The organism is uncultured Mucilaginibacter sp., from assembly GCF_903893715.1.
In the GTDB taxonomy this organism is placed as follows: domain Bacteria; phylum Bacteroidota; class Bacteroidia; order Sphingobacteriales; family Sphingobacteriaceae; genus Mucilaginibacter.
This window is the reverse complement of sequence record NZ_CAITNG010000004.1, coordinates 1-22,587: the sequence shown is the minus strand read 5'-3', so window position 1 is coordinate 22,587 and position 22,587 is coordinate 1. Positions and strand designations below refer to the sequence as shown.

10 protein-coding genes are annotated in these 22,587 nt (G+C 43.2%); all 10 read left to right on the top strand.

Annotated elements, in window-relative coordinates:
- Positions 1 to 6 precede the first annotated feature (6 nt).
- On the top strand, positions 7 to 1,551 hold the full coding sequence (locus QZX97_RS00270; RefSeq protein WP_295654297.1) for a RagB/SusD family nutrient uptake outer membrane protein: 1,545 nt from the start codon (positions 7 to 9) through the stop codon (positions 1,549 to 1,551).
- A gap of 162 nt (positions 1,552 to 1,713) precedes the next feature.
- Complete coding sequence (gene galB / locus QZX97_RS00265) at positions 1,714 to 4,134, top strand: beta-galactosidase GalB (protein WP_295654299.1); 2,421 nt, start codon at positions 1,714 to 1,716, stop codon at positions 4,132 to 4,134.
- A 727-nt stretch (positions 4,135 to 4,861) separates the two neighbouring features.
- Complete coding sequence (locus QZX97_RS00260) at positions 4,862 to 7,180, top strand: fasciclin domain-containing protein (RefSeq protein WP_295663970.1); 2,319 nt, start codon at positions 4,862 to 4,864, stop codon at positions 7,178 to 7,180.
- Between the two features lie 26 nt (positions 7,181 to 7,206).
- Positions 7,207 to 10,467: a SusC/RagA family TonB-linked outer membrane protein gene (locus QZX97_RS00255; RefSeq protein WP_295654303.1), complete on the top strand. Its 3,261-nt coding sequence runs from the start codon at positions 7,207 to 7,209 to the stop codon at positions 10,465 to 10,467.
- Between the two features lie 28 nt (positions 10,468 to 10,495).
- Positions 10,496 to 12,028 carry a RagB/SusD family nutrient uptake outer membrane protein gene (locus QZX97_RS00250; RefSeq protein WP_295654305.1) on the top strand — a complete coding sequence of 511 codons (1,533 nt, stop codon included), beginning with the start codon at positions 10,496 to 10,498 and terminating at the stop codon, positions 12,026 to 12,028.
- Positions 12,029 to 12,050: 22 nt separating this feature from the next.
- Positions 12,051 to 13,796, top strand: coding sequence for a fasciclin domain-containing protein (locus tag QZX97_RS00245; RefSeq protein ID WP_295654306.1), 1,746 nt, complete (start codon positions 12,051 to 12,053; stop codon positions 13,794 to 13,796).
- 50 nt (positions 13,797 to 13,846) lie between these two features.
- The gene (locus QZX97_RS00240; protein ID WP_295663967.1) at positions 13,847 to 15,400 is read left to right on the top strand and encodes a fasciclin domain-containing protein; all 1,554 of its coding nucleotides are present in this window, start codon (positions 13,847 to 13,849) and stop codon (positions 15,398 to 15,400) included.
- Positions 15,401 to 15,419: 19 nt separating this feature from the next.
- Positions 15,420 to 18,659 carry a SusC/RagA family TonB-linked outer membrane protein gene (locus tag QZX97_RS00235; RefSeq protein ID WP_295663964.1) on the top strand — a complete coding sequence of 1,080 codons (3,240 nt, stop codon included), beginning with the start codon at positions 15,420 to 15,422 and terminating at the stop codon, positions 18,657 to 18,659.
- A 30-nt stretch (positions 18,660 to 18,689) separates the two neighbouring features.
- A complete protein-coding gene (locus QZX97_RS00230; protein ID WP_295663960.1) occupies positions 18,690 to 20,648 on the top strand; it encodes a RagB/SusD family protein in 1,959 nt (652 codons plus the stop codon).
- 562 nt (positions 20,649 to 21,210) lie between these two features.
- Positions 21,211 to 22,587, top strand: a 1,377-nt coding sequence (locus QZX97_RS00225; RefSeq protein WP_295654315.1) for a fasciclin domain-containing protein, incomplete at its 3' end; no start/stop codon positions are given.

The following is a 22,587-nucleotide window of genomic DNA, read 5'->3' as shown; positions in this document are numbered from 1 at the left end:
AGAAACATGAAGAAGATATTTTTTATAGCAACTATAGCATTTTCTATCCTGTTATCATCGTGTAGCAAGGATTTAAATCAGGTGCCGCTATCATCGGCAACCACATCAACATTTTACCAGCAACCCAGCGATTTTATACAAGGCGTTAATGCAGTTTATAACTCTTTGCGCGGTTATCCGGATAACTTACTATTTCTTTCCGAAATACGGTCCGACAATATTTATGGTGTTTCGGTCGCAGGCCGCGATTGGGACCCTATCAACGATTTTTCTACCGGCATAGCACCTAATACTTATGTTGAAGGCGTTTGGTCGCAGGATTTTACAGGCGTGTTCAGGGCCAATACCGTACTCGATCAAATAAGCCGTAACGGGAGTTATATCGGTTCGGTACCATTGGCTACCCGTCTAACCGCCGAATCAAGGTTCCTGAGGGCTTTCTTTTATTTCGATTTGATCAGGTATTATGGAGGCTTGCCTATCATCAGTACGCCGGTAACCGCGCTGCAGGCCAGCACAATTAGTCGCAGTTCGGTAAGCGATGTTTACAAGTTCATCATCGCCGACTTGCAATACGCCATTGCAAATTTACCGGCTAACTACAGTGGTACATTTCCTAACTATACCGCTACCGATGTTGGCCGCGCTACCAAATACGCCGCCGAAGCCATATTGGCTCAAGTGTACATGGCACGTTCGGGCCCAACTTATGGTATTTCGGGCCCCGGCATGGCTTCAAACGAATGGAATTTAGCAATGCCCTTATTACAGGACATCATTACCAATGGTGGCTTTGTATTTAATCCCAACTATTCCAACATATTCTCGTACACCAACCAAAGCCCAACAACAAACAAAGAGGCTGTGTTTGATGTGATGTATATCAGCGGCCAAAACCCTACGCTTGGTGCCACCTATGTTTGGGACCTTACCCCGGCTAACTACTTTAACTCGCTTGGTTTGGGTGCCAACGCGAATGGATCGCTCGAGATTATCCCCGTATCAAACAACCTGTTTACCTCATACGAAACCGGCGATTTGCGCAAAGCAGCAACAATTTACAGCGCGGGCTATACCTATTTAGGCAGTACCGAGTCGCGCCCTTTCTTTAAAAAGTATCTCGACATCACAAAGCTGCCTGCAGCCAGCCGTTTTGATTGGGGCGAGAACTTTATAGCAGTAAGGTATACCGATGTATTAATGCAAAAAGCCGAATGCATTTTAAACGGTGCTACAGGCGGTACGCAAACCGATGTTGATGCCATAGTAAACCAGGTGCGTACACGTGCAGGCTTGCCAAGCAAAACAAACGTTACGTTGGCGCAACTGTATGATGAACGCAGGCGCGAGTTTGCCGACGAAGGTTCACGCTGGTTCGATTTGCAACGCAGCGGCAACCTTATTACTATAATGAACGCATGGGCCGCCATTGATGATGCTGCGCTCCCTCATAGGATAAACCCTGTAGTGGCAAATTATGTGATATACCCGGTACCGCAAACGCAATTGGATGCACAACCCGGTCTTTACACACAAAACCCGGGCTACTAATAAAAACCTATCATAACAACCCATCAAACAGGGCGGCATATAAAAATGCTGCCCTGTTTATTGTTATATCCACACTTAATAATTTTTTTATTTGTTGCACGTACACTTAATACATTAATTGATAAATTAGCGGCTCTTTATTAACCAAATTAACCGCTAAAAATGAAATTCAACTATTTGCTGCTATGCCTTTTAGTGGCCTATCTGTTGCCTGTAAGCGCACAGCAAAAGCCTGTTCGGGTTGTTTTAAATTTCGATAAGGATTGGACTTTTAATTTAGGAGACGTAAATAACGGGCAGGACAATGCCTTTGACGATACCAAATGGCGTAAATTGAGTTTACCGCACGATTGGAGCATCGAAGGTGAGTTTAGCAAAGATAACCCCGCTTCGCCCGAAGGGGGCGCACTGCCGGGCGGAATAGGCTGGTATCGTAAAACCTTTACCTTGCCTGCAGGCGATAGAAGCAAAATGGTGTACATCAACTTTGATGGCGTATACCAAAAAAGCGATGTTTGGATAAACGGGCACCATTTGGGTTTTAGGCCCAATGGCTATATCTCGTTTCAATATAATCTTACACCATATTTAAATTATGGCGGGCAAAAAAATGTTATTGCCGTTAAGGTCGATAATTCATCGCAGCCGAACTCCCGTTGGTATTCGGGCTCGGGTATTTACCGTAACGTTTGGTTGGTAACCGTCAATAAGATAGCTGTGGATCATTGGGGTACCTTTGTAACCACGCCAACCATCACCAAACAAGCCGCAGCCGTAAACCTAAAAACAAGCCTCAAAAACTTAACAGGTAAACCACAACAGGTCAATATTACCACCAGTATCTATAATCAGGCCGGTTTATTGATCACTGCGGCTACATTAAGCAATGTAGCACTGCAAGACACCATTGCCGGAGTAAACCAAACCTTGACCATTAAAAACCCTGTGTTGTGGTCGGTAGATAAGCCCTACCTGTATAAGGTTTATACAAAAGTGGAAAGTGCCGGCACTGTAGTTGATACCTACGAAACAACCTTAGGTGTAAGATATTTCAATTTTGATGCCGATAAAGGCTTCTCGCTAAATGGCCGGCCCTTAAAAATATTGGGCGTTTGCGACCACCACGACCTTGGCAGTTTAGGTGCCGCTGTTAATTATCGCGCTTTACAGCGCCAACTGGAAATTTTAAAAGCCATGGGTTGCAACGCTATCCGCACGTCGCACAATCCGCCTGCGCCCGAGTTACTCGACCTTACCGACAAGATGGGCTTTATCGTAATGGACGAAGCCTTTGATTGCTGGCAAAAAGGCAAAAAGAAATTCGACTATCATCTGTTTTTTGATGAATGGCATAAACGCGATTTGGAGGACCAAATATTGCGCGACCGCAACCACCCCAGCGTAATTATGTGGAGTATAGGTAACGAGATACCACAACAAGCCGATACAAGCGGCTATAGGATAGCTTTAGAGCTTGCGGGCATCGTGCACAGCCTTGATACCACCAGGCCTATTACAGCCGCTAACAACGACCCCAGTACGCGTAACGAAATCATCAAATCGGGCGCTGTCGATCTGGTAGGCTACAACTATCACTCAAACGACCTCAAAAACTTTCACGACCGTTATCCCGGCAAAATATTTATAGGTAGCGAAACCACTTCGGCCCTCGAAACCCGCGGCGTGTACGATATGCCGTCCGATTCGATCAGGCGGTGGCCTGTTAGGGGCAATAGCGGAAAGAAAATGAATGACGATTTTACCGTGTCGGCTTACGACAACGTTTCGGCACCTTGGGGCTCAACCCACGAAGAAGCATGGAAGGAGATCAAAAAATACCCTTTCCTTTCGGGGATGTTCATCTGGACAGGCTTTGATTATCTTGGCGAACCAACACCGTATAGCTGGCCTGCACGAAGCTCTTATTTCGGGATAATTGATTTGGCAGGCTTCCCTAAAGACGTATATTATATGTACCAAAGCGAATGGACCAATACGCCGGTGTTGCACCTGTTGCCCCATTGGAATTGGGAGCCCGGTAAAATGGTGGATGTTTGGGCGTATTATAACAATGCCGATAACGTGGAATTGTTCTTAAATGGCAAATCGCTGGGCGTGAAAAGCAAAACCGGCGAAGAACTGCACGTAATGTGGCACGTGAAATATGAACCCGGAACATTAAAAGCAGTATCGCGCACCAAAAAAGGCGAAGTTGTTTTGACCAGCGAGGTTAAAACTGCCGGTCCACCATCAAAAATTGAAATTAGCGCCGATAGGAAAACAATCAATGCGGATGGGAGCGACCTTTCGTTCATCACTGTTAAGATACTCGACAAAGACGGAAATGTTGTACCAAATGCCGACAATAAAGTAAGCTTCAAAATAGAAGGCGAAGCAACATTGGCAGGCGTTGACAATGGCGACCCGGTCAATCACGATTCCTTCAAGGCCGACTGGCGGAAGGCGTTTCATGGTCTGGCTTTGGCCATTGTGCAGGCTACGCAAAAGGCAGGTTTTGTAACAGTAACGGCAACATCAAACGGCTTGCAAACCGCGTCTTTGCAAATAGAAACCCGTAAGTAAACATCGTGGGATTTATAAAAAGCAAAAAAAGGATTTTATAGAATTTAAGAAAAAGAGTAGCGTTTTAGCAGAAAAAACGTCAAAATAGGCCAAAAAAGAGGGCCGTTTTTAAACCAACTATCATGTTTTCAATACTGTTTTCAATCAATATTAATTGTAATTTTTACATTTCTTTTAGTAGAAAGTTTGTTTGTATGCAATAATTTTAACGGAGGGAATAAATTGCGATTAAATTTTAAATTCAGGATGGGGCAGGATAGTTAATGTGATTATTTACTATACTTTTAAACAATATAACAAGGTGGCGTTTGCACTTGTAATAGCCAATTTGAATACTAACCAAAAACTAATAAATTATGAGGGAACCTTTACGTATTTCGCGTACGCTATTGCCGTATCAATTAAATTTTAGTCTTGTTTGCAATTGTCTCTTGCCAATTTGAGATAGTTAAGGCTTTTAATTTCCCAAATAGTTTATCAGTTGTTTTTTATTATTAGGTATTTGCCATGGTCGGTTTTTCCGGATCAGGGTGGCGTGCCGGATAGTTTTAAATGTAAAATAGATTATTAACTTAAATAACATAAACGTTTTTTCACCATGTATAAATTTCTTAAAAGTTTATTTTACTTGTTTTTAATAGTGCTTGCTTTTTCAGGGTGCCGAAAACAAGCGCTTGATGCTTTTTACGGGCGTCCGGCAACATTGGCCCCGCCAATTTATCAAACCTTGCAGGCAAAGACTAACTTTACCAATATGTTGGCCTGTATCGATAAATCCGGCTACACCAATATTTTAAGTACCGGTGGTTACTGGACCTTGTTTGCGCCTGATGATGCCGCCTTTAAAAAAGCCAACATCAATGGGGCAACACTCGACGCAGCAACCGCCACTAAAATTGTGACCTATTGTTTGGTTGCCAGTGGTTATACATCAACTGCTGCTGGTAGTATTCCTACCGGCTCCAATATCGAGGTTGCTCAGGGTTTTTTCACAATTGTCAACGGGGTTACTACTCCCTATGCAGCTTACAAAAGACGTACCACCTACCACGACAGGGTGGACACGACTACAGTTCCCAACTATCCTGTTTATGGTGCATTAGCCGGCCAAAACATAAAAGTGATAACACAAAACACCAATTCTCCATTTGCCGTTACGGGCGGAACTGGAACACTTTTGTACGACCCTAACGATTTTAATTTTAAATACCTCCCATATTTTACCCCCTACTATTTCAGTGCCAACGGTTTATCGTCTTACGATTACAATTTCTTTTACCCTACCTCCACCTACACAAATTCAGCATTGAATTTCAACGTGCTCGACGGAAGTGTAGTCAATGGAAATATCATTTGCGAAAATGGTGTAGTACAAGAAATCAGCACAGTTCCGCAACCATTGCTGAGCCTCGAAAAATATATGGCCAGTAAATCAAACTACAGCCACTTTTATAACTTTATACAACAGTATGGTGGTTTAATAACCTACGGATTAAGCCCCGATGCCACCAGTGTTAACACCAACAACACCGGTTCAACGGCACCTGTTTATGTTAAACAATACTCTAACTTATTGGCTTTTTCGCCACAAAACGAAAACTTTCCGAGCACAGGCGGCAGTAATGCGCCTCAGTACGGTGGTTGGACATTGGCGGCGCCAACCAACAGCGCCTTTGATGCCTACGTAAACAGTGTGTTACTGGAGCATTATCCATCACTTAGTAGTTTGCCGCAATCTGTCGTTGTCGATTTTATAAACGCACACATGGCTACTGCCCCGGTATGGCCGAGCCAAATTGGCAATATTAACCATCCTAACTATAATGCTGAGCCATTTAGGTTCAATGCAAACAGCGATGTGGTAGATCAGGCAATTTGCAGCAACGGGATGTTTTATGGTACAAATAAAGTGCAGGCTACCAATGTTTTCGCAACAGTATACGGTAGGGCTTACCTTGATCCTGCTTATAGTATAATGTACCGTGCCTTGTCATTCTTCACTTCGTTTAGGCTTGCCCTCACAAATCCGAATTTTAAATACACTATGATCATGATTCCTGATGTTACACTTAAAGCATTAGGATTTAGCCTTAACCCAACGGCAGGCAACAACACAACACCGGGCTCGGGTATCAACTATCAGGCGCCGGGCACAAACAGCATAACAAGTGGTGACGCCCAATTGGAACGTACCATAAACTTGGGTATTTACCAAACCCCCGCTAACGAGTTGAGCAATGTTTCGCAACCCGGTATTTATTCAACGGTAGGTTTGTCCAGCTTTGCGCCCGAGTATGTTAAGTTTTCAAACAACCAGTTTTATGCTTCCGGCAATCAGGACAACAATACTGTTGTAACCGTTAACCCCAATTATATTACCTGCAGCAATGGTATAGTTTATTATCCTGTAAGCGGCAATAACACTGTATTGATCCCAACAGCCCCTGTTTCGCCAATTACAAGTACTATTGGGCAGGATATCTATGCAAAAGGTCAGATTGCACCGGTAAACGGTGTTGGAGGCGACCCGTACTACATGTTTTATAAGTTTTTGAGCAACAGTTTGTTGTGGAACGCCACTACAAGGTCTATCCAAGGCGTATCTGTAGGTACCGACTACACTGTATTTATACCAACCAATGCCGCAATTCAAGATGCCGTGAACAACGGTTGGCTGCCCGGTACAGGCACAGGTGCGGTTAAAGCGGCGAACTTTACCCCAACAGCGCCTTCTGACGTGAATTTGGTAACAAACTTTATCAAATACCATATTTTGAATGCCAACCAGGTAGTTCCCGATGGTAAGAAAACGGGCAATTTTGTTACCCAGTTGTTCAGTAATGATGGTAACAGTGTGCTGTTGAAAATAAACAATAACGTTAACGCCATGCAGGTAATTGATGGCCAGGGCCGCATAGCCAATGTTTTGCCGGTTGGTTCGATAGTTCTGGCCGACCACGCTGTGATTGAGCAGATTGATACTTACTTGCAATATCTTGATAGTACGGCGTTGAGCCCTAATAACCCTAATCCAAATAAATATTAATTATCATCAATAACCCAACATTGAATATGAGAAAAATAATTACATATATCTGTTGCATTTTTGCTCTATCGGCATGCTTTTTCAGCCAATCGCTAAAAGCACAAACTGCAGCGAATAAGATACTGATTAAGGGTAAATTGATAGATTCAAAAACCAAAGAGCCGCTTATTGGTGCGAGTGTACAAGAGCAGGATGCCGACAAACGTACCGTAACAGGTACGGTTACCGATATTGATGGTAACTTTGCTCTCCCTGTAAAATCAACTGCTAATAAGATCGTTTTTTCCTATATAGGCTATACTGCGCAATCTTTTCCAATAGGTTCAACAACGGTTTTTAATGTTTCATTGGTTTCTGCAAGGGAACTTGTGCAGGTAAATATTACCGGGCAAGTTCAACGCGATAACGGTACCGGTCTCAAAATCGACTCACGCGATTTAACAACGGCATCTGCCACCATCCAAATGAAAGATTTGGAAGAACTTGCCGTTACATCGGTAGATCAGGCATTAGAAGGTCGTTTGCCTGGTGTGGATATTGTTGCAAGCTCAGGCGACCCGGGCGCCGGTATGTCGATAAAGATACGCGGTACTTCAACCATTAACGGTGCAAGCAATCCATTGGTTGTTGTTGATGGTGTGCCGTTTGAAACCTCCATACCAACCGATTTTAACTTTGCTACTGCCGATGAACAAGGTTATGCCAGTTTATTAAGTATAGCGCCATCGGATATTAAAGACATTACCGTATTAAAGGATGCTGCCGCAACAGCGGTTTGGGGCTCGCGTGCCGCAAACGGAGTGTTGATCATCAATACCAAGCGCGGTGCTCAAAGTGCTCCTGTTTTAACATACTCTTTCACGGGTTCGTTAGATATTCAACCTACTGCAATTCCCCTTTTAAACGGTAACCAATACTCCGAGCTGATTCCGGAAGAATACCAGAACGGGCAGGGAGTACCCATCAATATCTATAAATATCCTGAATTTCAACACGATATCAGCAATCCGTTTTACTACTATAACTACGGTCAAAACACAGATTGGTTGGCAGCAATTACCCAAAATGGTTACCTTATACAAAATAATATCTCTTTAACGGGTGGTGGCGAAAAAGCAAGGTATTTTGCCTCGGTAGGTTACACAAGTCAATTAGGTACAACGGTTGGTACAGGCTTAACACGTCTTAATGCCCGTCTTAACCTTGATTATATCGTGTCAAACAAAATACACTTTACAACCGATATAGCGTATACCCACTCGGTAACACAAGGCGACTATGGTACAACGATCAGGTCGGTGGCACAAAATAAAATGCCTACTATGAGCATTTACCAGTATAATACCTTAGGGCAGCAAACCCCTGTTTTGTTTACCCCATCATCAAATGTTCAAGGTCAATATCCAGGTACATATAACCCGGTTGCCTTAGCACAACAGGGCAATAATAATGGCTATGCCGATAGGATAACCCCGCACTTTACCGTTAATTACCAAATTGTACCCGGTTTACTAACCTTGCACGAGGATATTCAATTTGACATCAATACAAACCGGGTATCTTCGTTTTTACCGGCAAGTGCTACCGGCTTGGCCTCAACTTTGTTAAACGCCAATACAGCATACGAATTTGATACCGATGCATTTGATGTTTATACCAAAACAAACTTTATTATAACCCCGAAAATAGGCGAAAAGCAAACTTTTCAAGGGCTGATACAGCTATCAAGCGATGATACCAAGTCTGTTAACCAATCGTTGCTCACAGCTAACTCAGCAACTGCAATATTGCAGGATCCTTCGGCGCAGGGGCTTGATGTAGGAACCGGCCTGGGCGTTGCCTCGGGTTTAACAGAAACCCGTAGCGTATCTGCTTTAGTAAGCGGCCAATACTCTTTGTTAGACAGGTACATTATCAACATATCACTGCGTGGCGATGGTAACTCAAGGTTTGGGCCCGCTCACCGTTATGGTATTTTCCCGGCTGTTTCCACACGTTACAGGCTTTCGGGCGAGCCTTTTATGAGTGGTTTTAAGTTTATTAACGATTTGAGCGTACGTGCAAGTTATGGTGTAATTGGTAACGCTCCCGCAACCGATTATTCGTTTTACAACAATTACTCAGGATATACTTATACTTATTTGGGTCAAACCGGCGTATACCCGTCAAATATCGAATTGGATAACTTGCGTTGGGAAAAAGTTACCGGTAAAAACCTCGGCTTTAACCTGATCATGTTTAACAACAGGGTAAACTTTGACGCTGAGATTTATAGGAACACCACAACTGATTTGTTTTTTAATACCAACCTTCCATCAAATCTTGGTTTTTCTACGGTTAACTTAAACGTTGGTACTTTAGATAATCAGGGTTTTGAAATCAGCCTGAACGTTACTCCATTGAAGACAAAAAACTGGATTATTGATTTTGCTTTCAATATCGCGCATAACGAAAACGTAATCCGGGCACTTTCACCTTATGTTTCAGTTACAACCGGTAGCCCCTTGGCTAATGGCTCGTACGAGTCAACGCTGTTGTTGAACAACCCTTTAGGTTCGTTCTATGGTTACGTGTATCAGGGTGTTTATCCTGATGCAAATTCAACTATCGCTACCGATAAAAATGGTAACCAGATAAAGGATCCTAACGGTGTACCCGTACAAACAGTATTTGGCTTAGGTAACGGAAAGTATTATTATTTCCAACCGGGCGATGCTAAGTATCAGGATGTAAACCACGATGGTATTATCGATGCAAGAGACGTTCAGTATTTAGGCAACGGTAACCCCCAGTTTACCGGCGGTTTTGGCCCAACTGTTACCTTTATGCGCAACTGGAAATTGAATTTATTTTTCAGCTACAGAACAGGTTTCGATATCATCAATGGCACGGAGATACAAACAACCAACGAGTACACTTTTAACAACCAAAGTACAGCAGTTTTAAGCCGTTGGGAAAAACCCGGCGATGTTACCCAAATACCCCGTGCACTTTACGGTGCAGGCTATAATTGGTTAGGTTCGTCGCGTTACGTGTCCGACGGTAGCTATCTGCGTTTTAGTTCGGCTACAGTTCGATATAACCTAAATCAAACTTTTGCAAAAAAATTGGGCATAAAAAGTGCTTCCGTTTACGTAACCGGACAGAATTTGTACACCTGGACCCATTACTTAGGTCAGGATCCCGAAATTTCGCCAAGGGCAGGCGATATTTATCAACAGCCTATAGATTCGTCAACAACGCCGCCGTTTAAATCATATACAATAGGTTTAACAGGTACTTTTTAAACATTGTTAAAAGATAAAAATAAATAAAATGCATAAAAGAATTATTTATCGCTCGGTACTTATAGTAACACTTGTGCTCAGTTGCTCATGTAATAAGTACCTAACGCTATACCCGCAAAACGGTACCATCAGGCAACAATTCTGGCAAAATAAAGAGCAGTTGCAGTCTGCGGTTATAGGTGTTTATGCGTCGTTAATACAAGGTGTAACAACCAACGGCAGTAATAGTGCAACCGGGCAAATGGCCGAAACCCTGTTTAAATGGGGCGAACTCCGTGCCGATAATGTTACAACCCCCATCGCGGGATCCTACACGGATGATTTTAACATTATGAACGGTAATATTTTACCTACTAACCTCGAAGTTCAATGGGCTTCTTTGTATCGCACTATAAATTTGTGCAATACGGTGCTCCTTTATGCACCTGGTGTTATCAGCATCGACCCGACATTGACGCAGACCCAATTAAATGCCTATATGGCCGAAGCTTTGACGGTTAGGGCTTTAATGTATTTTTATCTGGTAAGAACATTCGGTGATGTGCCGATGAAATTAACACCAACCTCTACCGACAATGATTTGGTGTTGTTGCCAACAACGCCACAAGCCACTATAATAAAACAAATACTGAGCGATTTGTCGACAGCCGAAGGTAACGCTGTTTATACCTACGGTGTTGTTGCATACGATAAAGGCAGGGTAACAAGATATACTATCAATGCATTACAGGCCGATATTTATTTATGGACTTATGACTATACCGATTGTATAACCGCTTGTAATAAAATCATAAACTCGGGTCAGTTTGGCTTGGTGGCAGGCGACGGGAACTTTTTTAGCACCGTGTATTCAAACGGTAACTCAAGCGAAAGCATATTCGAGTTTCAGTATGATGGGTCGACCACGCAGACCAACCCTTTTTATCAAATGTTCTATATCAACACCGCAGGTTCGTTGGCTGCGCAGATCAATGTGCAAGGCAGTCTTTTCCCGGTCGATCCGAACAACCCCAAAAACGTTGACGTAAGAGCTGCAATTGCATCGAATGGTGGAACAGGGGCTATATCAAAATGGATAGGAACGCCAAACTCCACTGCTACCCTTACCGCCGCCACTTCGTACAGGCATTGGATTGTATATCGCTATGCCGAGATATTACTGTTTAAAGCAGAAGCAGAGGCATTTACCGGTGCAGGGCAAGATGCCTTAAATTTGGTTCAGCAAATACAAACCCGTGCCAATGCAATTATTGTACCAGGCACGTCTTTAACGCTTCCGGCCGCCAACGATCCTGTAGGCGTATCAAATTACGTTTTAGACGAGCGCGACCGTGAGTTTATTTATGAAGGCAAACGTTGGTATGATTTGCTTAGATACGCAAGGCGTAATTTCCCAACCACACTACCTATTTTAACAGGACCTATTTTGGTAAACGCTTCGCCGGCTTTACAACAAATCATTCTCACAAAATATCAGGATCCAAATAGTTTGTATTTGCCAATTTACTATACCGAATTGCAATTAGATCCAAACTTGATACAAAATCCTTTTTACAAATAATTTAAGCTTTAAAGATAAGGTGATGAAAAATATATTGATAAAAACAAAATGGTTGTGGATTGTAAGCCTGAGTTTAGTGGCAGGTGCATATCTGACAGGCTGTAAAAAAACAGTTTATCCGGCCCTGGTAAATGGGCAACTTAATATTACCAGCTATATTGAGAGCGACCCGGCCGATTTTTCGCTTTGGGATCAAATACTGCAAAAGACAGGCTACGATGGTTTTTTACAAGCCTACGGTGAGTATACAGCATTTGTGCCGAACAACAGTGCGGTAACCCTATACATGAAAAGCAAGGGCAAAACCTCGGTCGATCAGTTTAATGTCGACTCGTTGAAAAACCTGGTGCGCTACCATGTGATACAGAACGACACAATTTCCACTACCTATTTTATCGACGGTAAAATGCGTACACCTACCATGTTCAGCCAGTACCTTACTTCGGGCGTGGTAAATGTTAACGGTGTATCCAGTTATATTATCAACGGGCAGGCATTGGTATTGCAATCAAATATTTCACTGGGAAATGGTATCATGCATGTGATAGATCATGTACTACAGCCGGCCACCAGTACGCTGGCGCAGCTCATAGACCTGAACTCGAAATACACTATTTTTGACCAGGCACTAAAGGCCACAGGTTTTTACGATACCTTGAACGTACCGGCCACTTCAGCCACCAACCCGAATAGGGCATATTTTACGGTATTTGCCGAACCTGACTCGGTTTATCAAAGTATCGGCATCCCTAATTTTGCGGCATTACAGCTCAAGTACTCCACGCCGGGAAGCAATCCGCTGCACAACCCGAATGATGGTTTGTACGACTATATGGCCTACCATATACTGGCCGAGAACAGTTACCTTTCTGATATCATCAGTAAACCTTCCCACTTGTCTATATCGCCAGGGTTGGACGTGATATCTGTTACTTTGCAAGGCTTGACTATCCAGTTGGATTATGATTATATCAACGGGGTACAATATCCCGGTGCATCGGTTGACAGGCCGCATAGCAATATCCCCTCTACCAATGGTGTATTGCACTCCCTGTTAGGTGATATCTATATAAAAGTATTTCCTCCTACGGAAGTGGACTGGGATCTGGCCGATCAGCCCGAATTCCGTAAACAAGCATCCATATTCCGTGTAGCCGGTAAAAGCAGCGTAGGTTTAAACAGCCCGCTAACAAACATCAACTTCGTTAACCCGGCCTCAACTGTAAATTATGCCTGCCAGCCCGCTAACAATGGTACTTATTACTGGTGGAACGATGTGATTTCGTTAAACAACTTCAGGAACGGACCGTCTTCGCAGTTAACCGATATTCATTTTACAACCCCAATTATTATAAAGGGTAAATATAAAGTTTGGATCAGCTTCGGGCACGGTTCAGAAACAGCCGGTGCGCAGATTTTAGTTGATGGCAATCCTTTGCAAAATGTGATTCCAAATTTAAACTCTACATACCTTGGCGCCACCGCGTCGCTTATCAACGCGTCGGGCCCGGTAGAAGAAGCGGCAGGTTGGAAACGCTATACCGAAGCGCCATACAGTGCAACCAGCAATAATTTTTACAACACGGTTTGCTTGTTTTATTGCGGTGTAGTAGTTATACCAACAACAGACCATCACGATTTTGAATTGTTGGCAATTGGTGCGGCCAATGGTAACGCAACTGTTTTTGATATGGTGCAGTTTTTACCTTTTGCACAAAACCAGGAAGAACCAAGGTATTTTAGAAGAGACGGCTCGATAGGCCAATAATAATCGAACACCGAGTAAGTTTAAAAAGTAGTAAATAAAAAAGTATGGTAATGAGTAACCAACGTAATAAATATTTAATAGTGTTTATGCTGATAGCATCGGTTTTTGCATCATGTAAAGATCAATGGGCGCAGCACGACTTGACAAATGATCCGTCATTGGGTGTTACCTTGCTGCAGCAAATAAGCAGTAACCCCAATTTGAGCAAGTTTAACCAGTATTTGGCAAAAAGCAAATACAGTAATACGTTGGCTACGTCAAAAACATTTACCGTTTGGGCACCTAACAATGCCGCAATGGCCAGTGTTGATGCGACCATATTGACCGATACAGGTAGGTTGAATGAGTTTGTGGGCAATCACATCAGTTATCAAAGCTATACTACCAATTTACCCCAGCCTACACTCAGGGTGCCCATGATTAATGGTAAATACGAAACATTTACGAGCACAACAATAGAACGGGCTACCATTGTAACAGCCGATCAGTATGGCTCTAACGGTATATTCCATATTATAAACAAGGCTATCATGCCTAAGTTAAATATTTGGGATTATGTAACCAATACAGGGGCAGCCGCGGGCAATACCCAAGGCCCCGGCTTAACCACCGATGGCGCTTTGGAACAAGCTTATCTGGTTGGTCAAAATTATAGCTTTATCGATACGGCTTTAGCTGTCGATTCCGCAGTTAACCCAATCAATGGTAAACCGATACTGAAAAAAGGGACAGGTATTGTACATCAAAATTATTTTGAAGACCAAACCGCTTATGTATCTAACGAGAGCGCACAGTATACGTTTTTTGTAATGTCCGATGCCGGTTTAAACAACGAGATAAGCAAGGTAAGTAAGTATTTTAACGCAAGCACGGCCGACAGTATAAGCAAGCTTTCTACTTTTAACACCATTAAGGATTTGGTAGTGCCGGGAGTATACTCAACTAAAGGTGAGCCCGGTACCATAGCCATGCCCGATTCCATACCATCGCTGTTTGGTGTTAAAATTCCAATTAACATGAACGATACGATACGCTCATACAACGCCAGTAACGGTAGGGTATATGTAATGAAAGATGTGTTTTTTAAACTGGCTGCCAAAATACCGACCATTATTATCCAGGGTGAAAGCGAACCTGTGTACGGCACAAGCGGCGCCTGGTACCTTACCGACAATAGCGGGCGGGCAAACAATGTTTACTACAGGATAAAGAACGACCCTAACGGTGTACAATGGAAAGATATTTATATCGAAACCAATTCACAAAACGGTGTTGGCCTGCCTGCACAATATTGGGTGGGCTATCCGTTGCAAAATGTAAATACAGTTACCTATAAAGTATACGTAAGGGCCATAAACGATTCGAAAACTGTATTTAGTGATGAGATTAGTTTTTGCACGCCTTTAACGGGGAATAAGCAAACTTTAGGCAATATACCTTACTACACCATACCACTCAACAATTTTGCCGAGATGTATGTGGGCAGCTATACCAATACCAGTTATGGCTACAACTCCATGTTTGTAGTGGGGGCCAATAGTACAACATCGGGTACAAACAGTATTACTTTCGATTATATTAAACTTGTTCCTGTATTACAATAAAAAGATATAAAACCTAACCATGCATATATTTACTAAATTATTGAGAGGATTGTCGCTTGTTACTGTATTTGTGCTGGCTACAATGGTGGTTTGGGCGCAAAAAACAGCCACAGCTGCTAAACAGCCCGATTCATTGAATGCCGCCCAAAAGGGCGATGCGGGCGTTCCGGTAACGGGTACGATAACCGATGCGGCAACCGGTAAACCAATATCTGGTATCAGTATCAGCGTTTTCGAATTTTCGGCGGCCATTACCGACGATAAGGGTAGTTTTACGGTTAGCGTACCTTCCTATTCGGCCGTGTTATTGGTTTCGGGACCAGGCTACGAAACGAAAGAAATACCGTTGAAAGGCCGTAAATCGGTTACTTCATCTTTATACGAAGATACATTCAACTCGTTTTACAGTGTTGCACAAATGCCTTTTGGCAAAGCAGCGCTCAATACGGTATCGAACGCGGTTTCAACGATTAACGTTGGTGGCGCTTGGGAAACAAACTCTGAAACACCTGATTCTTATGTGCAGGGTAAGGTTGCCGGCTTAAATGCCATCCGGCTTTCGGGCACGCCGCTTATAGGCGCCGAACTTGGCTTAAGGGGCTTTTCTTCGATAACCGCTACCAACCAGCCTTTAATTGTAGTTGACGGGTTGATATACGATAATTCGCACTACGGCAGTTCGTTAATAGGCGGACACTTTAACAACCCGCTCGCCAACATCGATATGAACGACATCGACAACATTACCGTTGTTAAGGATGGGGCATCGATGTATGGTACCAAAGCCGCCAATGGAGTAATATTGATTACAACAGGCCATACCAACGATTTGGCAACAAAAATTGATTTTGGTGCTTATGTAGGTTATAATATCAAGCCTAAAGAGTTGCCGGTTCTTGGGGCATCCGATTTTAGGTCGTACATGTCAGATATGTTGAAATCGAGCGGTTTGACCGATGCGCAAGTACAGGCCCAGCCCTATATGAACGACGTGAACAACCCAAGCAGCGCCACCAATCAATACTATACCTACCATAATAATACCGATTGGCAAAACCAGGTTTTTCATAACAGTGTTAACCAAAACTATTACTTAAGGGTATCCGGTGGTGATAACATTGCAAAATATACGCTATCGATGGGTTATGCCGACAATGGCTCGGTTACGGTAAACGAGGATGCGAAGAAATATAATACGCGTTTTAATGCCGACCTGAACTTGTCGCCAAAGTTTACCATCAACGCCAATTTATCCTTCTCATACAATCAACAAACATTGTTTGATCAGGGTGTATCGCCAAAAACAAACCCCATATTTCTGGCGCAGGAAAAATCTCCTTTGATACAATTACATCAGGTTGGCGCTCAGGGGCAACAATCGCCAAACTTTACCAACCTCGATATTTTTAACATAGGCAACCCTGTAACCATATTGGATACTGCAAAAGAATTGGCCCAGGCCTACCGTTTTTTTGGTGCGCTAAACTTTAAATACCAGTTTAACAAATATGCTTCATTGCAAACCTTGTTAGGTGTAACATACGATAAGGTGAGGGAAAGTTATTTTATACCACGCTCTGGTACCCAACCCGATACCATTAGGAACCCATACATAAGTGGTACCACAAACTCGATTGTTTACAGCCGCTTGGGTAGCCAGGTACAAAGGCTATACAGTTTGTCCGAAGATACTCACTTTACTTATGACAGGGTTTTCGGCCGTATTCATCATGTTTCTGCCACGGTGGGTTCACGCGTGATAAGCAGCCAAAGTCAGGATGATTTTGCCAGAAGCTATAACTCGCCTACCGATCAGTTTTTGAGCGTTGACCAAGGCCATACCGGCGTAAGTACAGGCGGCGAATTGGGCAACTGGTTATGGATAAACAATTATATAGGTGTCGACTATCAGTTGCTGAACAAATACTTTTTATCATACAATATGGGTATTGATGCATCGTCGCGTTTTGGTACCCAAATTGCGGGTGCCTTGGGCATAGGCGGTGTGGAATACGCTGTGTTACCATCAATATCGGCAGGATGGCTGATATCGTCGGAGAAATTCATGTCGGATGTTAATTTTGTTGACCTGTTGAAACTACGCGCCAGCTTTGGCCTTACCGGTAACGACGATATCGGCAATTATAACGCCAGGCAGTTTTATGTAACGCAAAATTTCTTAGGTAGTGAAGGTTTGGTACGTGGTGATTTTGGAAACCCTAATTTGCAATGGGAGCAAAACCAAAAAATAAACCTTGGCCTTGATGCATCCTTGTTGAAAGAACGGTTGACATTTGCCGTTGATGTTTATCAAAACTCTACCTCGCAAATGCTCATCAACCAGCCGCAGGCTGCCGCCACAGGTTTTACCTATGTGGTAAACAATAGCGGTGCAATGCGCACACAAGGTATCGAACTTGCAGTTAACGGTCGTATCATCAATACCGTTAAATGGAAATGGGATATGGGCTTTAACATCGCAAAATACCGCAACAAGGTAACCCAATTGCCAAACGGTACCCCTATAACTACCCAGTACGCAGGGGCAACAATTATTACTCAGGTAGGGTCGGCAGCTAATTTGTTTTATGGCTACAAAACCAACGGCGTTTATACCTCGGATGCCGAAGCTTTGGCATCGGGTGTTAAATACGCGTTGAGTAATGGTACTTTATTGCAGCCACATGGCGGCGATGTAAGGTTTGTTGACGTGAACAATGATGGCGTTGTTGATGCCAACGACCAACAGGTGATTGGCAATCCTAACCCCGATTTTACAGGCGGCATATCGTCATCGGTTTCGTACAAAAGATTCTCGTTAAGTACTTTGTTTACATTTAGCAAAGGCAACCAGATATTTGACTATGTAAGGCAGCAATTAGAAGCCGAGTCAGGGTTTATCAACCAAACTGATGCAGTGCTCAACAGATGGAGGGCACCCGGACAAGTTACCAACGTTCCGCAAATATCGTATGGCGATCCCATCAAAAACTCACGCTTCTCCGACCGTTGGATAGAAGACGGCTCATACTTTAGGTTGCGTACAGCCAACTTAGTGTATAACGTTCCGGTAAAGGCTAAAACAGGCATACGCTCGTTAAAAGTTTACCTAACCGGCAACAACATATTCACTTTAACAAAATATTTAGGCTACGACCCCGAATTTGCCGCCACACAAGGCGTGTTGACACAGGGTATCGATACAGGTTTGGAGCCTGAATTCAGGTCGGTTCAGTTGGGCGTGCGCTTGGGATTATAATAGAAAAGGATATTTAAATTTTATACAAATATGAAAAGGAATTTGCAAAGGAAGTTTACGTTAGCACTGATGATGACATGTTTTTTCATGCTGTTTTCGTGCAAAAAAGCTTTGGACATAAAACCACAGTCGGAAGTTGATATAACTCAAAACTACAACAACGTAACCGATGTTAACTCGGCCATATTGGGCATATACGGCCAGTTTATGGGCCTTGCCGAACAATATGTAGTGTTGAACGAACTACGGGCCGACCTGATGGACGTAACCCCAAATGCCGATAAGTACCTGCAGGAAATAAGCCAACACCATGTTACCATTGGTAACCCATGGGCCGATCCGCGGCCGTTTTATAAAGTTATACTAAACTGTAACGATGTTTTGTACAATTTGAACATCATGCTGGCCCAAAACAAGATCACCGTGGCCGATTATAACTACCGCTACTCGGATATTGGCGCTTTGCGCTCGTGGTTGTACCTGCAATTGGGTATACATTTTGGTAGCGTACCTTATGTTACCTCGCCGTTATCTAACATCAACGATTTGAAGGACCCGTCTAAATTCCAAAAAGTCGACTTCCCAACTTTATTGCAGAACCTGATCACCTTTACTGCTGCTTTGCCATGGTTAGATCCATATCCAAGTGTTATCACACTGATCAACGGATCTACTACCATAACGACCCCAACACCGGCTACCATAAGCGGTTTCCCAATTACACACCAATTTGTTGACAAACACCTCGTATTGGGCGATTTGTATTTGTGGCAAGCAGCTTATAGCCACCCCGAGGATTATACCCTGGCAGCAACACAATACCGTAAAGTATTGGAGTACGTACAGGATGGTGCTACCAACAATACTTACCGTATGGAAACAACTTCTATATTGCAAAGTACAGTAGCGGCAAGTTTTAACGATTTTGCCATCGACTATGTAAGGTACACGGAGCAAAATATCAACTCGCTCATCAGCGATAACAACCACGGTTGGCGCTCCATGTTTGGCAGAACTGTTTATCCTACCTACGATACCAAGCTCGATGCCGTATGGATATGGCAAATGTTTTTCCCGCAGGCTACAAACCCTGTGGATCCCTTTGTTGATTTGTTTTCGCAACAAGGTGGCCGTTACCTGGTGCAACCATCGCAAACAGCTATCGATAACTGGAACTCACAAGTGCAAATACAGGCGAATGGCGGTAACGGTAACACCAACTTTACGACCACTTTCCACTCGGATGCCCGTATGCGCTTAACTTTTTACGACCCTACAGGTAACTACAACGCGTTTAACAATCAAAACGTGATCATGAAGTACCTGTACACCTATCAGGATGCTACTGTTTCGCAAACTAATAAATACGGGCGCTGGTTTTTATACCGCGACGTAACGCTAAACCTGCGCTATGCCGAATGCGCCAACCGCGATGGTTACGGCTTGTTGACCTATGCTATTTTAAACAATGGTTTAAATAGTAGCTTTAACCCTTATACTTTTAGCGCAACCAATCCGCAGCAAAATGGTAACGGACCGGCTCCATTGCCGCCAAGTACAAGCTCAACACCTCCAAATTCGGATTATACTAATATTGAGCAAACATTTTACCCGCCTCCGTACGATATTGACGCGCGTAGCGGCGATACGCCACGTTTCCGTAATGGTTGGTACCAAACACCGGGTATACGTGGGCGTGCCTGGCTAACATCTTATCCGCATAGTGTGATCAACTCGCCAAACGAAGCGCCGTTTACCGTTACCGATCCCAATATACAAGAACAAGAATTGTTGTTGGAGGGTGGCCTGGACGCAGCTTATGAAGGACACCGCTGGGAAGACCTGTTGCGTATAGCTATCCGCGAAGGCAATAACGGCATATTGGCCAATGCTGTAGGCGCTAAACTAACCAAAGATGGTTACGGTGGTGCAGCAACAGCCCAAGCCAACTTGATGGCAGGCAATTGGTATTTGCCATTTAACTGGTAATTTATAAATAACATAATCAAAAGCCCGTATAAAGCAATTTGCTTTATACGGGCTTTTTTTGTGGTAAAAGCGCTTGATAAAAATTGAATTTAAAAGGAATGACACATACTATTAGTAATGGATGACTTTTTTGGATATTATAGATTTTTAATGAGCGCAACAGTCTTTCTGATATGAAAAATAGTTTTTTAGTGTTTTTTTTTATAATAGTTGCCGTCAGTCATAACTATTAAAGGAAAAATTGAATTGCTTTTTTTTTAATTTACGGATGTTTATTTGAGTATTTTTGTTTAAAAATGTAATAATAATTATCAATTTGACAATTATTAACGACAATGTATAGACAGTACAGGACAGTTTTTTTACTAAAACAATTTATTTTTATAGTATTGTACAGCCATTATAAACCAATATAATACCAATAGTTACTTTTTTTAACAGCGATGAAAATTTGCGTACATAGCTGAGCTTTTTTTACATCAGTTCTATGGTTCCTATGTCATGCGGCATTGAATTTTTAGAAAAAAGACTTGAGCCAATTAAAGAAATAGAATATCAAATTATGAAGAAGATGTTGACGAAAAACAAGTGGGTGTGGATTATTGCCTTGTGTTTTGCAGCCGGTTTATATTTAACAGGCTGCAAAAAAACAGTTTACCCGGCGTTGGTAAACGGGCAACTCAATATTACCAGCTATATTGAGAGCGACCCTAATGATTTTTCGCTTTTCGATCAGATATTGCAAGCAACGGGCTATGACGGCTTTTTGCAAGCCTATGGCGAGTACACCATCTTTGTGCCCAATAACAGTGCCGTAACCTTGTATATGAAAAGCAAGGGCAAAACCGCTATTTCACAGTTCAATATCGATTCGTTAAAAAACCTCGTGCGTTACCATGTAATCCAAAACGATACCATCAATACCACCTATTTTATTGACGGTAAACTGCGCACCCCTACAATGTTTAGCCAGTACCTTACAAGCGGTGTGATAAACGTTAACGGTACGTCCAGTTATATAATCAACGGGCAGGCCTTGATCTTGCAATCGAACATATCGTTGGGCAACGGCGTTATGCACGTGATAGATCATGTACTGCAGCCAGCCACAAGCACAATTGCCCAGTTGATAGATTTGAACGCGAAATATACGATTTTTGACCAGGCGCTAAAGGCCACCGGTTTTTACGATACCCTGAACGTACCGGCTAACGTGGCCACCAACCCTAACAGGGCCTATTTTACCGTATTTGCCGAACCCGACTCGGTGTATCAAAGCATAGGCATCCCCAATTTTGCCGCTTTGCAGCTCAAATACTCAACTCCGGGCAGCAACCCGCTGCACAACCCAGCTGACGGATTGTACGATTACGTGGCTTACCACATACTGGCTGAGAACAGTTACCTTACCGATATCGTTAGTAAACCATCGCATATTTCCATATCGCCGGGGCAAGACGTAATATCCGACGTGCTGCAGGGGCTCACTATTCAATTGGATTATGATTTGATCAATGGGGTACAATACCCCGGCGCCTCTGTCGACAGGCCGCACAGTAATATACCGTCGACCAACGGCGTATTGCATTCATTGCTGGGCGATATCTACATCAAAATATTCCCGCCAACAGAAGTTGACTGGGATTTGGCCGACCAGCCTGAGTTCCGCAAGCAAACATCCATTTTCCGTGTAGCTGGTAAAAGCAGCGTCGGTTTGAATAGCCCGATGACCAATATCACGTTCTCCGACCCGGCGGGTACCGTAACTTACGACTGCCAGCCAACAGGTAACGGCACATATTATTGGTGGAACGATGTGATCACAATGCATAATTTCAGGAATACCATCGGTACCGGATCAATAGCCAGTATCACCTTTACCACGCCGATTATCATAAAAGGAAAGTATAAAGTGTGGGTAACCTGGACGCATACTTCC